At 64.3% G+C, this 18,114-nt stretch carries 18 protein-coding genes and 1 pseudogene; 6 read left to right on the top strand and 13 right to left on the bottom strand.

The genetic code is table 11. From position 1 onward, the window contains the following. The first annotated feature begins 613 nt into the window (after positions 1–613). Positions 614–1,510 (top strand): DMT family transporter, encoded by an 897-nt coding sequence (locus CQ12_RS35315; RefSeq protein WP_057839882.1) that lies wholly within the window; start codon positions 614–616, stop codon positions 1,508–1,510. A 16-nt stretch (positions 1,511–1,526) separates the two neighbouring features. On the opposite strand, the gene CQ12_RS35310 is transcribed toward CQ12_RS35315, so the two are convergent. Beyond that, positions 1,527–2,513 carry a Bug family tripartite tricarboxylate transporter substrate binding protein gene (locus CQ12_RS35310; protein ID WP_157088673.1) on the bottom strand — a complete coding sequence of 329 codons (987 nt, stop codon included), beginning with the start codon at positions 2,511–2,513 and terminating at the stop codon, positions 1,527–1,529. 246 nt (positions 2,514–2,759) lie between these two features. Between CQ12_RS35310 and CQ12_RS35305 the strand changes: the two genes are divergently transcribed. Next, positions 2,760–3,824: a ketopantoate reductase family protein gene (locus tag CQ12_RS35305; protein ID WP_057839880.1), complete on the top strand. Its 1,065-nt coding sequence runs from the start codon at positions 2,760–2,762 to the stop codon at positions 3,822–3,824. Between the two features lie 234 nt (positions 3,825–4,058). On the opposite strand, the gene CQ12_RS35300 is transcribed toward CQ12_RS35305, so the two are convergent. The 3 genes from CQ12_RS35300 to CQ12_RS35290 all read right to left on the bottom strand — a co-directional run bounded on the left by CQ12_RS35300 (position 4,059) and on the right by CQ12_RS35290 (position 7,154). Next, positions 4,059–4,391 carry an HNH endonuclease gene (locus CQ12_RS35300; RefSeq protein WP_057839879.1) on the bottom strand — a complete coding sequence of 111 codons (333 nt, stop codon included), beginning with the start codon at positions 4,389–4,391 and terminating at the stop codon, positions 4,059–4,061. Positions 4,392–4,496: 105 nt separating this feature from the next. Continuing rightward, positions 4,497–6,731, bottom strand: a complete 2,235-nt coding sequence (locus CQ12_RS35295; RefSeq protein ID WP_057839878.1) for a CHASE3 domain-containing protein — start codon at positions 6,729–6,731, stop codon at positions 4,497–4,499. 18 nt (positions 6,732–6,749) lie between these two features. Then, positions 6,750–7,154: a response regulator gene (locus CQ12_RS35290; protein ID WP_057840044.1), complete on the bottom strand. Its 405-nt coding sequence runs from the start codon at positions 7,152–7,154 to the stop codon at positions 6,750–6,752. A gap of 176 nt (positions 7,155–7,330) precedes the next feature. On the opposite strand from CQ12_RS35290, the gene CQ12_RS35285 reads away from it, so the two are divergent. Further along, complete coding sequence (locus CQ12_RS35285; RefSeq protein ID WP_057839877.1) at positions 7,331–8,221, top strand: DMT family transporter; 891 nt, start codon at positions 7,331–7,333, stop codon at positions 8,219–8,221. Between the two features lie 60 nt (positions 8,222–8,281). Here the strand turns inward: CQ12_RS35285 and CQ12_RS47505 are convergent, their stop codons facing one another. Beyond that, a complete protein-coding gene (locus CQ12_RS47505; protein WP_347337455.1) occupies positions 8,282–8,635 on the bottom strand; it encodes a BA14K family protein in 354 nt (117 codons plus the stop codon). Positions 8,636–8,670: 35 nt separating this feature from the next. Next, a complete protein-coding gene (locus CQ12_RS47500; RefSeq protein ID WP_347337454.1) occupies positions 8,671–8,847 on the bottom strand; it encodes a hypothetical protein in 177 nt (58 codons plus the stop codon). 361 nt (positions 8,848–9,208) lie between these two features. Here CQ12_RS47500 and CQ12_RS35275 point away from each other — a divergent pair, with 361 nt between their 5' ends. Further along, positions 9,209–9,619: an NADH:ubiquinone oxidoreductase subunit NDUFA12 gene (locus CQ12_RS35275; protein ID WP_057840042.1), complete on the top strand. Its 411-nt coding sequence runs from the start codon at positions 9,209–9,211 to the stop codon at positions 9,617–9,619. A gap of 352 nt (positions 9,620–9,971) precedes the next feature. Here CQ12_RS35275 and CQ12_RS35270 read toward each other — a convergent pair whose 3' ends face one another. Beyond that, the gene (locus CQ12_RS35270) at positions 9,972–10,676 is read right to left on the bottom strand and encodes a DJ-1/PfpI family protein (RefSeq protein ID WP_057840041.1); all 705 of its coding nucleotides are present in this window, start codon (positions 10,674–10,676) and stop codon (positions 9,972–9,974) included. Between the two features lie 112 nt (positions 10,677–10,788). On the opposite strand from CQ12_RS35270, the gene CQ12_RS35265 reads away from it, so the two are divergent. Continuing rightward, positions 10,789–11,727: a GlxA family transcriptional regulator gene (locus tag CQ12_RS35265; protein ID WP_057839876.1), complete on the top strand. Its 939-nt coding sequence runs from the start codon at positions 10,789–10,791 to the stop codon at positions 11,725–11,727. A gap of 11 nt (positions 11,728–11,738) precedes the next feature. Here the strand turns inward: CQ12_RS35265 and CQ12_RS35260 are convergent, their stop codons facing one another. From CQ12_RS35260 to CQ12_RS35235, 6 genes are all read right to left on the bottom strand, one after another. Then, on the bottom strand, positions 11,739–12,224 hold the full coding sequence (locus CQ12_RS35260; RefSeq protein ID WP_057839875.1) for a hypothetical protein: 486 nt from the start codon (positions 12,222–12,224) through the stop codon (positions 11,739–11,741). 115 nt (positions 12,225–12,339) lie between these two features. After that, a complete protein-coding gene (locus tag CQ12_RS35255; protein WP_057839874.1) occupies positions 12,340–13,182 on the bottom strand; it encodes an endonuclease/exonuclease/phosphatase family protein in 843 nt (280 codons plus the stop codon). An 84-nt stretch (positions 13,183–13,266) separates the two neighbouring features. Next, positions 13,267–14,190 (bottom strand): hypothetical protein, encoded by a 924-nt coding sequence (locus CQ12_RS35250; protein WP_245310300.1) that lies wholly within the window; start codon positions 14,188–14,190, stop codon positions 13,267–13,269. Positions 14,191–14,327: 137 nt separating this feature from the next. Then, positions 14,328–15,548 carry a hypothetical protein gene (locus CQ12_RS35245; RefSeq protein WP_057839873.1) on the bottom strand — a complete coding sequence of 407 codons (1,221 nt, stop codon included), beginning with the start codon at positions 15,546–15,548 and terminating at the stop codon, positions 14,328–14,330. A gap of 45 nt (positions 15,549–15,593) precedes the next feature. Continuing rightward, positions 15,594–16,541, bottom strand: a complete 948-nt coding sequence (locus CQ12_RS35240; protein WP_057840039.1) for an alpha/beta hydrolase — start codon at positions 16,539–16,541, stop codon at positions 15,594–15,596. Positions 16,542–16,658: 117 nt separating this feature from the next. Next, positions 16,659–17,438: an SDR family NAD(P)-dependent oxidoreductase gene (locus CQ12_RS35235; protein ID WP_057839872.1), complete on the bottom strand. Its 780-nt coding sequence runs from the start codon at positions 17,436–17,438 to the stop codon at positions 16,659–16,661. A gap of 301 nt (positions 17,439–17,739) precedes the next feature. Here CQ12_RS35235 and CQ12_RS45380 point away from each other — a divergent pair. Beyond that, positions 17,740–18,114 (top strand): annotated as a pseudogene (locus tag CQ12_RS45380) (DUF2155 domain-containing protein); the annotation flags it as partial.

Genomic DNA, 18,114 nt, shown 5'->3' with positions numbered 1-18,114 from the left:
TTCGGCGAAGCCAGCCCCATCCCTTCGTCTTGAGCCTGTTCGGAGCGCCGCCTACCCCAGGCCGGTCCTCCGATCATGCTCGAACTCAACGCCGCAACTCGTCGCCTTTGAGCGATTCGGCTCGTTTTTTAGGCCCCGGATCACCCCCGAATTTTGGGCAGACAAGCCCTCGATCCGTGCCTCTACCGGCTGACGGAGTGCTCGTTCGGAACCCATTTGGGAGCGATCGGCGGGACCCAGAACTTAACTCGCGCCGTCCAGTACCAAGGCTAGGCCAAACCCGTGACACCCGTCAAGGAGTAGTACGAGTTCCTGAATCAAATACTAAATATGGTGGAAAGGTCGGGAAAACAGGGGTCGGTGCCGCGCCTGTGATCGAGCCAAGTATCGGTGAGTCCTGAAGGATTCCCAAGACAAAAAAATTGTTGCTCCCCTGTGGAGGGAGGCCTGCGCCCGCTGTTCACAGGGCAGGTATTTTTTGAGCTTTCGGGATTGCACCCGAGAGACTCACGTAAGGCTACGGGGAGGGGAGGTCTGGCATGTCCGCGTATCCGTGGCGGCACGCCCCGATTAACGGCAAGGTGAGGGCCGATTCCACCCTCTGCCGGGCTCCATGACAGAATCAAAATCCACCGCGCCGTCGCGGATCGCGCCGGCAGGCCTGATGTTCCTCGCCATCACCTCGGTGGGCTGGGGCTTCAACTGGCCCGTCACAAAATACCTCCTGAGCGAGCTGCCGCCGCTGACCCTGCGCGGCTCGACCGGCGTGATCGGCGCGGCGCTGTTGGCCGTGCTGGCGCTGGTCCGTTCGCAGAGCCTGAAGGTCGAGCGGCATTTGTGGCCGCGGCTGATGCTGTCGGCGTTGCTCAACGTCACCGGCTGGATGGTCTTGATGGGGCTGGCGCTGCTCTGGCTGCCGGCCAGCGAGACCGCGCTGATCGCCTACACCATGCCGGTCTGGGCCTCGCTTTTGGCCTGGCCGGTGCTCGGCGAGCGGCCGACGGTGCTGCGCACGGTGGCGCTGGTGATGGCGTTTGCCGGCCTCGCCGCCATCATGGGCGGCAACGGCATTACCGCTACAACGGAAAAACTGCCGGGCATGATCATGGCGCTGTGCGGCGCGTTCGGCTTTGCGCTGGGCACGGTGCTGGCGAAGCGGCTGCCGGTGCCGCTGCCGCCGATTCCTGCCGCGGCCTGGCAGATCGGGCTCGGATGTTTCCCGATCGTCATCATCGGCCTCGCCGTCGAGACCACCCATATCGAGAAGGTGACGCCGCTCGGCTGGTGGCTGCTGATCTATTCCACCGTGATCCAGTTCTGCATCGCCTATGTCAGCTGGTTCGCCGCGCTGGCGCGGTTGCCGGCCTCGGTCGCCGCGATCGGCACCATGGCGGTGCCGGTGATCGGCGTCGTAGCGTCGGCCATCGCGCTCGGCGAGCCGCTCGGCGTGATCCAGATCGTGGCGCTGGTGTTCACGCTCGCCGGCGTCGTGCTGGCGACGCGGTCTTAAATCCCGGCGTGATCCCTCATTCGGCCCGGATTTTCGCGGCCTCGGCAATCCTGCCGAACTTCTCGCTCTCCGAGCGCACGAAGCCGCGCAGCTCGGCGAGCGTCATCGGCCGCGGGACGATGCCCTGGATCGATAGCTTCTCCATCGTCGCTTTTTCCTGCAGCGCATTCGACACGACGTCGAACAGGCGGGCCTGCAATGGCTCCGGCGTGGGCGATGGCGCGAACACGCCGAACCAGTTGAGCAATTCGTATCCGGCCAATGACGGCGCGCCTTCGCTCAACGGGGCAACGTCTGGCAATTGCGGCATGCGCTCGCGCGAAGTGACGGCGACCGCGCGCAGGCGTCCGTCTTGAATCAGGGGTAGCGCCGCGCCGAGGCTGGAAAAACTCATCGTCACCGCGCCGACAGCCACGTCGGTGACGGCCGGTGCAGACCCGCGATAAGGAACGTGCAGCACGTCGGTGCCGGCCATGCGGTTCATCAATTCGCCGGCGAGATGCTGGGGGTTGCCGACTCCAGAGGAAGAGAACGAGAGCTTTCCCTTGTTCGACAGCGCGTAGGCGATCAGCTCCGCCGGTGTCTTGACCGGCGTGGTCGCCGCCACCACCACCACGCATGGCACGATGCCGGCGAGCGCCACCGGCGTCAGCTCCTTCAGCGGATCATAGGCCATCCGCTCCTTGTAGATGTGCTGGTTGACGGCGACCTCGCCGGCCGCGGAGACCAAGAGCGTATGACCGTCGGGGACCGCGCGCGCGACCGATTGCGCCGCGATCATCGCCGCCGCGCCGGGCTTGTTCTCAACCAGCACCGCCTGGCCGAATGCCGCCTTCATCGGGTCCGTGAGCAGCCGGGCGACGATGTCGACCCCGCCGCCGGCCGGATAGCCGACAACCAGGCGGATATTTTGCGTGGCAAAGGTGCCCTGGGCGCGGGCGCTCCTTGCTCCGGCGAGGACCGTGGCAGCGGCGAACATCGAAAAAGCGCGTCGCGTGAACACGTTGTGGTCCTCCCATGATGGCGTCGCCGAATAGGCATCGGTCGTGTGGTTTCGAATCCAACGGTTCCACGGCCGGAAAAAGCCGTCAATTGCTCCCTGGCGCGGGGGCGGGCGTTCTTCCGGAGACGAAAAAGAGGAACGCTATGTGATTGTAACACCTATCTATTCGTTGTATGCCACGGGCGAAATTTCGGCCTCGGTGGGGTCGGGGGCATTCAATTTGGTATCACCTGTGAAAGAGAGAGCATGGCGCGCAACATTTTGATCCTGGGGGCCTCCTACGGCTCCCTGCTGGCGACGAAGCTTTTGATGGCCGGTCACAACGTGACCCTGGTCTGCCGCAAGAAGACGGCCGAGCTCATCAACCGCGACGGCACCGAGGTTCGCATCAAGCTGCGCGACGAGGCGGTGCACCGCGCGATCTTCTCGCGCAACCTGCCGGGCAAGCTGGACGCGACCACGCCCGCCGAGGTCAACCTTTCCCGTTACGACCTGGTCGGCCTTGCGATGCAGGAGCCGCAATACACCAACCACACCATCCGCGTACTGATGGTCAAGATCGCCGCGGCGAAGCTGCCTTGCCTGTCGATCATGAACATGCCGCCGCTGCCTTATCTCAAGCGCATCCCGGCGCTGGCGGACATGGACCTGGAGGAGGCCTATACCAATGCGTCGGTATGGGAACGCTTCCAGCCCGGGCTGGTGTCGCTGTGCTCGCCCGATCCGCAGGCCTTCCGTCCGCCGGAAGAGGCGGCCAACGTGCTGCATGTCGGCCTGCCCACCAACTTCAAGGCCGCCGCCTTTGCCGACGACAAGCACAACAAGCTGCTGCGCGAGCTCGAAGCCGACATCGACGCGGTGACGCTCGACGGCCACGACGTTCCCGTGAAGCTGAAGGTATTCGACTCGCTGTTCGTGCCGCTCGCCAAATGGTCGATGCTCCTCACCGGCAACTACCGCTGCATCACGCCGACCGAGCCGCAGGCGATCCGCGACGCCGTGCATGGCGATCTCAAACTGTCGCAGTCGATCTACGACCATGTCGACGGCATCGCCCGGCGCCTCGGCGCCAACCCGGCCGACCAGGTGCCGTTCGCGAAATATGCCAAGGCAGCCGAAAGCCTGCTTAAGCCGTCATCGGCAGCGCGCGCAGTCGCCGCCGGCGCGCCGTTCATCGAGCGCGTCGACCTGCTCGTGAAGCTGATCTCGCATCAGCTCGGCGCCCCCAGCGCCGAGATCGACCGCACGGTCGAGATCGTGGATCAGAAGCTGAACGAGAAGATCGTGGCGGGCGGCTCGGGCGCGCAGTGAGGGGCGGGTAGGCGCGGTTCGAGAAGGGGCGCCCGACACGGGTTCCGTGGATCAGGCCTGACTCAAAAAGCGGCCGATGAAACAAGGGCGTTGACGTAACTCGTCATGCCCGGCCTTGTGCCGGGCATCCAAGAAAGACGTGGATGGCCGGGACAAGCCCGGCCATGACGAAAAAAGCGACTCACTTTCAAACTGCAGAATCTAAGAACGGGGGCTGGATTTTCGCTCATCCCCCTAAACGGCAAGCTGCCTCTCCAGTTCGGGAATGAGCAGTCTGAGCTTCCCGTGACTGATAATCGGCGAAGCGGCGATCGCGGCAAGCCGCTGTTCGACGTGGGGCCACTGATTGGTCTCGCGCGGATCGGCGTCGTTCTTGGCGAGATTGCAGGGGTAGCAGGACAGCACGCGGTTGCTCCTGCCGTTCTGACCTCCCTTTGAGAGCGGGATGAAATGGTCGATGCTGGCCTTGACCTTGCCGCCCGTCTTTTGCCGGCAGAGTACAACATCGCAGTAGGCGCATCGTCCGCCCCAGTCGAAATAGCAGCGCTTGTAGATGACGTCGGCCATCAGCCTTGGCTCTTCCCGCGAATCTTGTCGTCCAGCGTCTCACGCTTTTCATATATCAAGCCGGCATTGAAAACGACGCCGCAAGGGCAGAGGCTTGCGGGTTGCTCACCGCGACAACGCCCGGCGGATCATGTTCGCCAACTGCGACTTCCGGTAAGGCTTGGTGAGCAGCAGCACGCCGGGATCGAGGCGGCCCTGGTGCACGATCGCGTTGTCGGTATAGCCGGACGTATACAGCACCTTGATGCCGGGGCGGAGTTTCAACACCTTGTCGGCCAGTTCGCGTCCGGTCATGCTGCCGGGCATGATGACATCGGTGAACAGGAGGTCGAATGCCTGGCCGTCTTCGATCAGATTCATCGCCGCCGGCCCGTTGGCGGCGGCCACGGTGCGGTAGCCGAGGCTCTGCAATTGCGCGGTGACGAAATTGCGCACCAGCGCGTCGTCTTCCACCACCATGATGGTCTCGTTGCCGTGCGGCAGCGGCGGGGCCGCCGCCGGCGCGGCCTCGACCTGGCCGCGGGCAGGGGGCAGATAGAGCTTGATGGTGGTGCCGTGACCGATCTCGCTATAGATGCGGATGTGCCCGCCCGATTGCTTGACGAAGCCGTAGACCATGCTCAGCCCGAGGCCTGAGCCCTTGCCGACCTCCTTGGTGGTGAAGAACGGCTCGAACACCTTGTCCAGCACGTCCTGCGGCATGCCGGCGCCGGTGTCGCTGACCGCGAGCATCACATAGGGACCGGGCTTCACGCCCGGATTTCCTTTCGTATATGCCTCGTCGAGCACGACGTTGCGCGTCTCCAGCAACAGCTTGCCGCCGTTCGGCATCGCGTCGCGCGCGTTGATCGCCATGTTGAGCAGCGAGTTGGCGAGTTGCGAGGCGTCGATATGGGCGCTCGCCATTTCCTGCTCGAGGATCGAGTTGACCTCGATCTGCTCGCCGAGCGTCGGGCGCAGCAGTTTTGCGATGTCGAGTACGGTGGCGTTGATGTCGACATTGCGCGGCTGCAGCGGCTGGCGGCGAGCGAAGGCAAGCAGATGCTGGATCAGCTCGCTGCAGCGTTCCGCCGCCTGGTCGATCAGTTCGGCCGTCTTCTGCAACGCCGGTTCCCGCGCCAGGCCAGCTACCAGCGTTTCGGTGGTGCCGGTGATCACGGTCAGCATGTTGTTGAAGTCGTGGGCAACGCCGCCGGTGAGCTTGCCGATGGCGTCGAGCTTCTGCGACTGCAACAGCTTGTGTTCGGTTTCCCGCGAGGCCGTGATGTCATGATAGACCAGCGCCGCGCCGCTGATCGCGCCCGCGGCGTCGCGCAGCGGCCTGCCGCTGATCACGAGATGAACCGGCGGATTGCCGCTCACTGGGCGTACCACGATTTCGCTGGCGTCGAACGCCTCGCCACGCAGCGCGCGGGCGGCGGGCATGTCCTGGACCGGCAGCGGCGTAACGCCGTCGGCATGAAAAACCGTGCTGAGCGAGCGCAACAGCTCGATCGTCATTCCCGGCCGGTAGCGCAGCATCTTTTCGGCAGCCGGATTGGAGAGCAGCACCTCTCCCTTGGTGTCGATGACGAGCACCGCCTCCGCCATGCTGTGAAAGGTGCTGCGCAGGATTGCGGCCGAGAGGCGGAGTTCGTCGTGCGCGGCAACCAGATGCTCGGTGCGGTCGGCGACCGTGGCCTCGAGCGCCTCGTTGTTGGCCTTGCTGGCGCTCAGCGAATCCTGCAGTTCCTGGCGCGAGCGGCGGGCGGCCAGCGTCAGGACGGTGGCGAGAACCAGAATCAGCGCGACGCCGGCGAGATCGATCGCCAGCAGGAACCTTCCGGTGGTTTCGGATTCGGCCCGCCTGGCAAAAAGCAGCCGGCGCTCTTCCGCCACCGCCTTTGCAAGGTTTCCGGCGATCGTCGCCGTGGCCTCGCGATCTTCCTGGCCGACGAGATCGGCGACCGCGGCGCTGTCTCCCGCATTGCGAAGCCTGATCAGCTCGCCATTGACAGCAATCTGGCGCTCCACCAGCGCCTTGGTCTGTTCGATCAACTGTTTTTCGGTGGGATTGTCCTTGACCGCCTCGATCAGTGGCGGCAGTGCCGCCAGGATGGCGTCACTGGCCTCGCGGTATTCCCTGGCGAACTTCTCATCGCCGGTAAGCGCGAATGCGCGCGCCGCGCTTTCCGCGCTACGCAGCAGCGGGCGCATGTCGGAGAGCTTGCTAAGGATTCCGAGCGCGCGGTCGACCGAGGCCGCATCGGACCGCGACTTGAGATCCAGACCGATCGAGGCAGCGCCGATAACGAGGAGGATGGCGAGGCCAATTCCAAGAATGATACGCTGCGAGGGCATTGCGAGTTGCTTACTTCATTATTCTGAGTGCTGCGCGGAAGCTTTCGGTTTGGTGAGGCATTGATTGACCGAGGTCAACAGCGCGTCCGGCGTGAACGGCTTGCGCAGGCAGCATGCCGCGCCGAGCTCGATGGTCATCCGCAGGAAATCCGGCGCGCGTTCGGCGTTGGCGAAGGCGTAGCCCGACATCGCGATAACGGGCACACCCGGTCTGCGCTCGTGAAACATTCGAATCGATTCGAAGCCGCGCATATGCGGCATGAACACGTCGACCAGCATGACGTCGAAATCGTCGGCTTCGAGAGCGCGCATTCCTGCTTCACCACCGTCGGCAACGGTGACCTCGAAACCCTTGCGCGTCAGACAAACCTCGATGGCAACGCATACCATCGGGTCGTCATCGACCACGAGAACGCGCGGCACGATGATTCCTTCTTCCTTCGGACGGCGGTCAGGCGCACATCCCATACGACGATTAAGTCGAAACGCCGACAGGTCGTCTGTATGGTAGAGTGCACACAAAAGTTGTCGAGAGCAATTCTGTTTCGCACGTCAGAACAAGAACAAATGCAATCCCGGTTCCGGATCTAGAACCTGCCATGTCGTTGACCAATTTTTCGGGACGGCTGTCGCCGCTCGGGCTCATCCTGCTTGCGGTCACGTCGGTCGGGTGGGGTCTCAACTTCCCGATTATGAAACATTTGCTGAGCGAATGGCCGCCATTGTCCTCGCGCGGCCTGTGCGGCATCGCCGGCGCCGCGGCGCTCGCGCTGTTTGCGCTCGCGTGGCGGCAAAAATTGACCGTGCCGCGGGCGATGTGGCTGCGGCTCCTGCTGGTTTCGACGCTGACGATCGGCGGCTGGGTCGCGTTCATGGGGCTGGCGCTGTTATGGCTCAACGCCAGCGAGGCCGCGGTGCTCGGCATATCGATTCCGGTCTGGGTGGCGTTTCTGGCATGGCCGATCCTGGGTGAGCGGCTGTCGCCGCTCCGCGCTGTCGCGCTGACGGTCGCGCTTGCCGGCATCGCCGTGCTGATCGGCGGCCATGGCATCGACGCCAGTGTCGAAAAATTGCCGGGCATCGCGTTCGCGCTGGCAGGCGCGGTCTGCGTCGGGCTCGGCACCGTCCTGACCAAGCATTTCCCGCTGGCGATGCCGCCGCTGTCGCTGGCCGCCTGGCAGATCGGGCTCGGCTGCGTGCCGATCGCAATCGTCGGACTTGCGGTCGAGCAGCCGCAACTGGCTGCGCTGTCATCGGTCGGCTGGGCGTCGCTGGTCTATATGACGCTGATCCAGTTCTGCCTGTGCTACGTGTGCTGGTTTGCCGCGCTGGAACGGTTGCCGGCGGCAACGGCCTCGATCGGAACCTTGTTGGTTCCCGTCATCGGCGTGCTTGCGGCGGCGGCGATGCTTCACGAACCGCTCGGTCTGCGCGAAATCGCCGCGCTGGTGTTCACGCTCGGCGGTGTCGCGGTGGCGCTGCGCTCGTAATTCTGGAACGAGAAAGGCGGCGCAGGGGAATGCGCCGCCCTTCGAACTCATGATGGCCAGTTATTGCGCCGGGCAGGGGTGCCGCTGGCCGTCATAGCCAAGATAGGTGCCTGACGCCGGATCGTAGGATTTGTACCTCTGCATGCAATACGCCACGGCATCATCGCCGGCCGGGGGCGCCGCAGCGACCACGGCGGTGTCGTCATAGTAGTAGGGATCATCGTAATAATAGGAGTTGCCGTAGTAGCCGTAGGCTGAGCCGATACCGGCACCAACCGCAAAGCCCGGCCAGAAACCGGGACGGTGGTGATGGTGACGCCAGCCGCTACCAGACCAGTTCCCCGGGCCGCGGCCTGCGACAACTGCACCGCCGCCGGGCCGGATGCCCGGTGTCGCAACGGGTCCTCCGACCATTCCACCGCCTCTCATGCCAGCGCCGCCGCCGGCCGCTATGCCGGGGCCGCCACCTCTAAAGCCGCCGCTTGCGCCAATTGCCGCGCCACCGCCGCCACCTCCACCGATCGCTGCGCCACCGCCACCTCTACCGCCACCACCGCCGATAGCTCCACCGCCGCCGCCTCCGATAGCTGCGCCGCCACCACCGCCGCCGCCACCACCGCGAGCACCGGCCATACCCTGCGCCTGAGCGGCGCTAAAGCTTGCGACCATGGGCAAAGTAAGCGCTATCGCTGCCGCAGTACTCAAAACTTTCAGACTGATCATTGTAGACTCCATTTCCGGGATATAGGCCAACCCGTTCAAGAGGCGTACGTTCCCGAACCCGCGCATGGATTGCGCGCGGACCCAGCCTGTGGCAGCGGAACTGTACCAGGGATGAACGGATTGCGCCGATACCGCGACCATCAGCGGGCGCAATTGGACGTGGCAAACCGCCTCCGGCAAGGCTGGAATCTCAGCCTTTGTCTGGACAATCCGCCCCGCCGATGGCATCAGAGCGGCACGTTTTTCTCGAACCGGCCGAGCCCCATGAAGCAGTTCTTGCTGAAGTTTTTCACCTGGTGGAGCGGCCAGACGTTCGGCACGCAATTGTGGACGTGGCGATTCGGCGAACTGGTCGGCGAGGACGAGCAGGGCAACCGCTACTACCGCACCAAGGGCCGCAAGATCGATCCGACGCTCGGCTTCGAGCGGCGCTGGGTCATCTATAATGGCTATGCCGAGGCGAGCCGGGTGCCGCCGTCATGGCACGGCTGGCTGCATCACACCGTCGATGTCGCGCCGACCGAACAGAGCTACACGCCGCGCGAATGGGAAAAGCCGCACCAGCCGAACCTGACCGGCACGCCCGCGGCCTATCGTCCCTCCGGCTCGACGCTGGTCAGTGGCCGTCGCCCCAAGGCGACCGGCGATTATCAGGCCTGGACGCCGGGAAGCTGAGACGATTTGCGCGAAGGCGCAGCTCGCACCTTCTATTCCACACCCCTGTGAATAGCGGGATCAGCGGGGACACTCGCTGGCGCCGACTTGCGCCTTCCGCGTTGGCGCGGCTTAATGAACCCATCTTACGGAGATGGGAAACCATCGCGTCGGTGTCGGGCTCCAGATCGCGACTGTCCCGGCTAGCAGCGGCCACCGAGTAGGATACGGCTGGGAGATAGGCCCCCGGTGCAGAGTCCTGAAATCGCCCGCTAATGTGTGGCTGCCGTAGGAAAGGAAAGGCCGTCTGGGTAACCAGGCGGCCTTTTTCTATTTTGCTCGACGCCAGCAGTTAGGTGTCCGACACGAAAGGCTACGCCAGCCGCGCGGCGGCGCGCTCGATCATCTCGCCGCGGCGGATCTGCGCTGGCGCAATCCTCTCCTTCATGATGGCGAGGACTTCCGGCGGCGCGGTGTCGGGCGAGCCGGAATTGAACGGCGGCGCCGGGTTGTATTCGAGGCGGAGCTGGATCGCTTCCGCAGTCCGCTGGTCGTGCAGCAGCGAGACCAGCGTCAACGCGAAATCGATGCCTGCGGTGACGCCGCCGCCGGTGACGCGGTTGCGGTCGACGCAGACGCGCGTCCTGGTCGGGATCGCGCCGAACGCCGAAAGGAAGTCCATCGCCGTCCAGTGCGTCGCCGCGCGGTAGCCCTTGAGCAGGCCGGCGGCCCCCAGCACCAGCGAGCCCGTGCAGACCGAGGTGATGTATCTTGCGCCGGGGGCCTGCTGGCGCAGGAAGGCCAGCATCTCCTCGTCGTTGATCATGTCGTCGGTGCCGAACCCGCCGGGCACGCAGATGACGTCAAGCTGCGGGCACTCGGCGAAGGTCGTCGTCGGCGTCAGCGTCAGCACGGAATCGCTCGTCACCGGCTCGATCCGCTTCCAGATCAGATGCACTTTCGCGCCGGGCAGGCTGGAGAACACCTGCAAGGGACCGGTGAAGTCGAGCTGGGTGACGCGCGGGAACAGCACGAGACCGATCTGCAGCGGCGTGGGTGTCGGGGACGGCGCGGACATCGTGACCTCCGGAAAATTTGGCTTGACGGATGGCATCCTGACATGGTCGCCTCACGTCCGAAATGGCATTTTTCCCTCATTTCAGGACATCAGCCAAAAACGGGCAAATCTCATGATCGGCGTCCTCGTCTTTCCGGATTTCCAGTTGCTCGATGCTGCCGGGCCGATTTCGGCGTTCGAGATCGCGGCGCGCTTTGCCGAGGGGCCGCCATCGATCCGGGTTCTGGCGGTGATGCCGGGGCCGGTGCGCTCGTCATCGGGCGTCGAGATCGTCGCCCGTGGATTGAAATCGGCATCCGCGATCACGACGCTGATCGTCGCCGGCGGCGAGGGTGTGCGCCAGGCGGCCGCCTGCGAGAAGACGCTTGGCTTCGTGCGCGCGATGGCCAAACGTGGCGTCCGCATCGCCAGCGTCTGCTCCGGCGCCTACGTGCTTGCGGAAGCCGGCCTGCTCGACGGCCGCCGCGCCACCACGCATTGGCAGCGCACGCGGCACTTTCTGAAAACCTATCCGCAAGTGAAGCTCGAGCCCGACCGCATCTTCGTGCGCGACGGCGACGTCTGGACGTCGGCCGGCATATCGGCCGGTATCGATTTGTCGCTGGCGATGATCGCGGAAGATTACGGCGACGACATCGCGCAGAAGACCGCCAAGCAGCTCGTGCTCTATCACCGTCGCAGCGGCGGCCAGTCGCAATTCTCCTCGCTCCTGGAATTGAAGGCGCCGAATGGCCGCTTCGGGCCGCTGCTGGCGTGGGCGCGGGAGAACCTCGATGCGCCGCTGACCGTCGAGGATCTCGCCGAGCAGGCCGGCATGAGTTCGCGGCATTTCACCCGCGCCTTCATGGCGGAGACCGGCACGACGCCATCGAAAGCGGTGGAGCGGTTGCGCATCGAGGTGGCGCGGCAGCGCGTGCAGTCTTCGAGCGAGGCGATCGAGCGCGTCGCGCAAACCACCGGCTTTCGCGATCCCGAACGGATGCGCCGCGCCTTCATCCGTGCCTTCGGCCAGCCGCCGCAATCGCTGCGCCGCGCGGCAAGGGCAGGGTAGGCGGAAAGCCGTTACCTGCGGAAATCCACCCGGCCTTGCGAGAAGTAACCGTCTATTCGCTGATCGCTCACGACGAGGCCGACCCAGGGCACCGTGATCTCCGGGTTGTTCAGGTTGATATACTTGCCGACCAGCCGCCGCGGGCCTTCGCGCTGTGCGTCGATCAGCCCTCGGCGCGCGCCGGAATCCCAGTCGAACAGCAGGTAGACGCGGTCTCCCACGATCTTTGCCTCGCCGCGGCCCTGTTTCCATTGATCGGGAGTATCGCCGGGAATGGTGGGGTCCGCAGCTCCGTTCCAGCGGCTCGACCATTGGCCCTCGATCGTGTCGCGCCGGTCGTTGGTTTCTCCGTTGCTCCATGGCTTTGCATTTTCGTCGGTGGCGGATTCTTCCGGCATCGTGATGCCCGCGAACTGCATCACGCCATCATCATTGGGATTTGGAACGTCCATGACGCCGAACGGATTACGGCTTGCCGGATTGTTTTCGGACTTCATTGGCTTTCTCCAACTGCTGCTTTGCTGCAAGCGCGACGGCTTGCTTCGTCAACGTTTGGGATCGCAGGATGGAGGCGTGGTGCCCACCCGATTTCCGGGGGAACTTGCGCCGCAACTATTGGGAAGCCGTTGCGCTGATTTCCAGATCGGCCACCACGCCAAAATGATCGCTGAGCCAGATGCCGTCGACCGGTTGGTCGAACGCGAGCGAGGCGGCTCGAACTTCGCAGGTCGCTTTCGGATGGGCGTCCCAGGAGCCCACGAACACGTAATCGATCCTGCGGCGATGATGCGGCTGGCGGACGATTTTGCCGATCTCCGACTTTGCACTTGGGTTGTCGGTGTTCCAGGTATGGCCCTCACCTTCGCCGGCGATTTGCCACGCGTCGTGATACTTGACGCTTCGCCCGCCGAGCGACTGCAGCCCGCTGAGGTAGCGAATGCTGGCTGCATCGGGCGTTGCATTGAAATCGCCGGCGATGATGGTGGGAAGCGCGCGGCGGTGACGCGCATCAAGGTCCGTCAGCGCCACGACCTGGCGCTCGCGCGCCGCTTCCGCGGCCAGCCGCCACGACGTCGCGGCTGCGATGAACAGAAGATCGCCTTCGCCGGGCAGCGGCACCGTTACCGCCAGCGAGCACCAGGGGACGTCGTTCGCATCGGACATGCGCAGGTCGAGCACTTCGTCGACGCGATGCGGCCATCGCGTCGCAACGGCGTTGCCGCCGAAGCGATCGGCATGCGGCGGCATGGTGCGCAGAACGTCGGCCTGATGTGTTCCATGCAGCCCGGTGTCGCGGATCAGTTCGTCGAGCTGCGAACTTTCCGGCGATTTCGCGACTTCCTGCAACGACACGAGATCGGGGGCCAGCCGGCGCAGTTCCCGGTTGATCAGACCGGTTCGCTTCGGGTCGCCTTGCCGATTCCAGACGTTGAGCGTGACAACGCGCAGCCGCATCCCTCGAAATCCGGGTTCATGGAACCCGGATAACGTTCGCCGGAAGCGTTGGTTCAGCGCTCGTCGGTTGCCGTCTGCGCCGGCTCAGGCAACATCGGCTTGCGCGCTCGGCTTATCTTCTGAGAGCAAAGCGTCGAGATCCACGAGTTGTGGATCGTCAGCCTCGGGTTCGCCGAGCCCTTCGCTGCCGTGAAGATGCATCAGCGTCTGCACACGGCGGGCGTTGAGATGGTCCACATGCTGATGCTGCAGCGCGACGGGCAACAGCGCCTTGGGCAACCCGACCAGCGCGAAGGCCGGAACTCGGCGTATCTCGCCGTCCTCGCGCCAAAGCAGAGGATGGAGGGTGTAGATCAACTGCCGATCAACCTCGGGCGATAGCAGTTGTTCCGACACTGACAGCGAGGGGTCGGCCAGGTTGGCGTTGCCCGCACGTGTGCGCACCGCCGCGGATCGCAGCTCCCAACATATCAAGTCCGCTGCCGAGAGAACTTCGCGACGCACGGCATCCACGTTGTTCGAAAACCTGGTTGCGTCCGCTATCGACAGCGCAGCCTTGGTGACGGCCTCGACCAGCGTCGTGGCGCTTGCGTCAAATCCCGGCGCAGCGCGCTCGATCGCGGTAGCCATCGCTTCGATCTGGTCCGCCATCGTGTCGCGGTCGCGCTGTGCCTTGGCATCGGCCAGTGCGCGCTCGGCTGATGCGACCTGCTCGTCATGTTCCACCAATGCGGCGCGCCATGTCTTGGTGCGCTCTTCGACGGCACGCATGTCAGCTTCTGCCCGATCAAGCCGGGCAGCGGCGGCTCCTGCGACCGCCAGCCGTTCGGCCGCGGTGCGTTTCTCTGCAAGTTCCGTTTCTGCAAGACTCAAGCGGTCGGCCAGCTTCTGCCGGGCCGCCAATTTCTCCTTCAGCGCGTTCTCGAAGCGCTCGATCGGGTCGAGCTCCCGCTTAAAAAATTCGCGCTTAAAAAATGCCATGGCAATACCCCCGCGCGTCACGATCATCTGCCGAATCAGCAGGCAGATTCGTTATTCGCGAAGACTAGCCCGAAAATGGGAGAGATTGCGGCTTGATGACGCCGGTCAACAAGATGGTGGCCGGGAAGGGGCAGGCCATTACCTCTGGTGCGCATTTGCCAAAGCTAATGCGGCCGGTCGGGGTGCCAGCCGAGCACCGCCAGCATCACGAAAAATCCGATGACATAGGCCACAGCCACCGGCCAGCCATGGGCGACCCAGCGGCCGACCGACTTAGCTTCCGGATACATGTTCGACAGCGCGACGCCGGCTGACGATCCGAACCAGATCATCGATCCGCCGAAGCCGACGGCATAGGCGAGATATCCCCAATCATAGCCGCCTTGTTTCAGCGCAAGCGCGGTGAGGGGGATGTTGTCGAACACCGCGGAAACGAATCCGAGGCCGAGCGTGGTCGGCCATGACGCAGCCGGCAGCTTCTCGACCGGCATCAGCGAGGCCGCGGTGACCAGTGCAAGCAGGAAGATCGTACCTTTGAAGGTTTCCGGCATCACCTTCCAATCCGGCGCGCGCCATGCCGCCGTCAGCAGTATGACCGCCCAGACGGCGATGCCGAGCACCGGGATGATATCGAGCAAAGCGGGGAACTTCACGTTGGCGATGATGTTGGCGGCGAGCGCGGCGATCAGGATGGCGGCGACGATGAAGACCCGCGCCGGATCGATCATCACGCTTTTCGACGGATCCTTCTGGATCGGCGAGTAGCGCTGCTGCTGAATCGAGGCAGGCACGGCGAAGACCAGCATCGCGACGATCGCCGCGATATAGGCTTCCACCACGGCGAGCGGACTGACGCCGGCGATCCACATCATCGTCGTCGTGGTGTCGCCGACGACGCTGCCGGCACCACCGGCGTTCGAGGCTGCGACGATGGCGGCGAGATAGCCGATGTGAACCTTGCCGCGGAAGACGTGCCGCGCCACGGTGCCGCCGATCAGCGCTGCCGCGATATTGTCGAGGAAGCTCGATAACACGAACACCAGGCAGAGCAGAACGACGCCACCCTTCCAGTCGTCCGGCAACAGCGCTGGCATCTCATCCGGAATCCGGCTTTCCTCGAAATGCCGCGAGAGCAGCGCAAACCCCATCAGGAGCAGGAACAGATTGGCGAGCGTCACCCATTCATGCGCCATATGGTGGCCGAGGCCGGCCACCCCGGTGCCGTGCTTGAAGCCGGTGAAGATCAGTTTGTAGGCGATGATCGCAGCGAGGCCGGTGAGCGCGACCTGAAGCGTCTTGTGATGGAATAAAGCGACCCCGAGCAGCGTCAGGGCAAACAGGATGAAGTCGACGGGGATTCCAAACACAACGATTGGGTCGATCACTACGGCCTCGAACGTGCGCGAAAAGGATGTGAGCGTACTGTAGCGTTATTTCAGCGCCTTCAGCCATGCGGCGATTTCGCTGACGGCGACATTGGCTTGCTGCAGCAGCTTGCCCATGGTGAAGAAGCCGTGGAACTGGCCGGCGAAGTGACGATAGGTCACGGGCACGCCGGCTTCCTTCAGCCGCGCGGCATATTCAGCGCCTTCGTCGCGGAGCGGATCGGCGCCCGCGGTCAGAACATAGGCGGGCGGCAATCCCGCGAACGTTTTGGCGCGTGCGGGTGAGGCCTTCCAGTGATCGATATCGGTCGTGCCGTTGAGATAGTGGTTGCAGAACCATTTGATCACGGAATGCGTCAAGAGGATGCTGGTCTCGGGCTCGCTGTGCGAGGGATGCTTCATCGCAAAATCAGTGGCGGGATAGACCAGCACCTGACCGGCAAGTTTCGGGCCGTCGCCGTCGCGCGCGGCGAGCGCCACGACAGCGGCGAGATTGCCGCCGGCGCTATCGCCGCCGACCAACAGGTGCCCCGCGTCGATGCCGAGCTGATTGGCATTGGCGGCGATCCATCTGGTCGCGGTGATGGCGTCGTCGATGGCGGCGGGGAATTTGTGCTCCGGTGCCAGCCGGTAATCGACGGAGATGACGATCAGGTCGCCCTCATGGGCAAGCTTCTGGCAAACCACCTCATGGGTATCGAGATCGCCGATCACCCAGCCGCCGCCGTGAAAGAAGACGAGGCACGGTGCAAGGCCATTGCTCTTTCGCAGCGTCTTCGGCGTGTAGATGCGCGCCGGTATCGCGCCGTGTGGCGCGGGGATATTGAGCGGCTTGTTCGATTCCAGCGCGGGCGGCTCGGGATTACTGACAACCCGGGCGGCCCGGTAGTATTCACGCGCTTCCGGTGCGGTCAGCGTCTCATAGGCGGGGCGGCCTGCGTCCTGAAAAGCCTTGTAGACGGCGGCGGCATCGGGATCGAGCGTAACGGGCATATCGGTTGATACCTTGGTTTTGAGTTTCGTCATTCCGGGGCGGTCCGAAAAGACCGAACCCGGAATCTCGAGATTCCGGGCTCGCATCTTCGATGCGCCCCGGAATGACGCGGCTAGTCACGCCGCCGTGCGGCCACCATCGACGGTGTAGGCGGAGCCGGAGACGTAGCTTGCTTCGTCTGACGCAAGGAACGCCACGATGGAGGCGACTTCGGAAGCCTGTCCGAGCCGCCGCGCCGGAATTCGATCGACGATCTTCTCGGTCGGCGGCGGCTCGTTGCCGGGATTGCGGCCCTGCAGGATCGTGCTGAGCATCCGGCTGTCGATCAGGCCGGGGCAGACGCAATTGATCCGCACGCCGGTGCCGGTGCATTCCCAGGCGGCGCTCTTGGTCAACCCGATCACGGCATGCTTGCTGGCGCTGTAGACGGCGATCATCGGCGATCCCATCAGGCCGGCGATCGAGGCCGTGTTGATGATGCTGCCCTTGTTCTGTTTCAGCATCACCGGCAGCACGTGCTTCATGCCGAGAAAGACGCCGACGACGTTGACGTCGAGCACGCGACGAAAACTCTCCAGCGAATATTCCGGAATCGGCTTGATGTCGCCCTCGATGCCGGCGTTGTTGTAGAACGCATCGATGGTGCCGAACCGGTCGACGGTGGCGCGGACATACTCGGCGACGTCGCCTTCCTGGGTAACGTCAGCCGTGACCGCGAGCGCTTCGGCGGAGGCGGGCAGGCCGCTGATGGCAGCCTTGAGGTCGTCCTCCCTGCGGTCGACGGCGACGATGCGGGCGCCGCGCTCGGCCAACAGGCGAATGGTTGCGGTTCCGATGACGCCGGCCGCGCCGGTCACGACGGCAACCCGGCCATCGAGGCGAATTCGATCGGGCATAGCTTGGGGTTTCCTCTGCTCGTCCGGTTTTCCCGGATTTTGATGTTTTTCGCGCGGGGCCACGCGAAGGGGCAACTATTTCATCTGAAACGGGGCGTGGCTAGGTCATGGGACGACTGCCTGGAAGGCGGTTTTGCGTCCGTCCAGGCCAGATTCAGTGCGGCGGGAAGGGGGCAAACCGCCCTTTCCCCGCCGTATTCAGCGTGTTAACCGGGAGGGACGCGAGCGGCGGATAAGTCTGTACTATGTCGCGAGCCCGATTCGCCTGTTAAAGCCGCGCGAGATGCTTCGAACCATTGCCTTGACCGGTCTTGCGGCCCTGATCGCCGCCACCACGGCCTCGCTCGCGCCCCCGGCGCAGGCGCAGATCGGCAATATCTTTTCCGATCCGCCGCTGCGGCCGCCGGGCGCCATTCCGCGCGGCAGTCAGCAGCAGCAACAAATCCCTGACGACGACGAGGAAGTGCCGGAACTGCCGCGTGGGCGGTTGTTGCCGACGCCGAACCGGCCGCCGCCGGGGCAGGGCGCACCGCCGCCTGGCAGTTTCCAGTCGCAGCCGCTGGCACCGCCGCCCGGAACCACCGTCGCTCCGCAGGGCACCCAGCCGGGTGTCGCCGTTCAGCCGCCGCAGCCGGGTCAGCCGGGCGTCGCCAATGCGCCGCCGGGACAGCGTCAG

It is taken from the genome of Bradyrhizobium jicamae, assembly GCF_001440395.1.
GTDB classification, from domain to species: domain Bacteria; phylum Pseudomonadota; class Alphaproteobacteria; order Rhizobiales; family Xanthobacteraceae; genus Bradyrhizobium; species Bradyrhizobium jicamae.
This window is presented reverse-complemented; position numbering and strand designations above follow the sequence as displayed.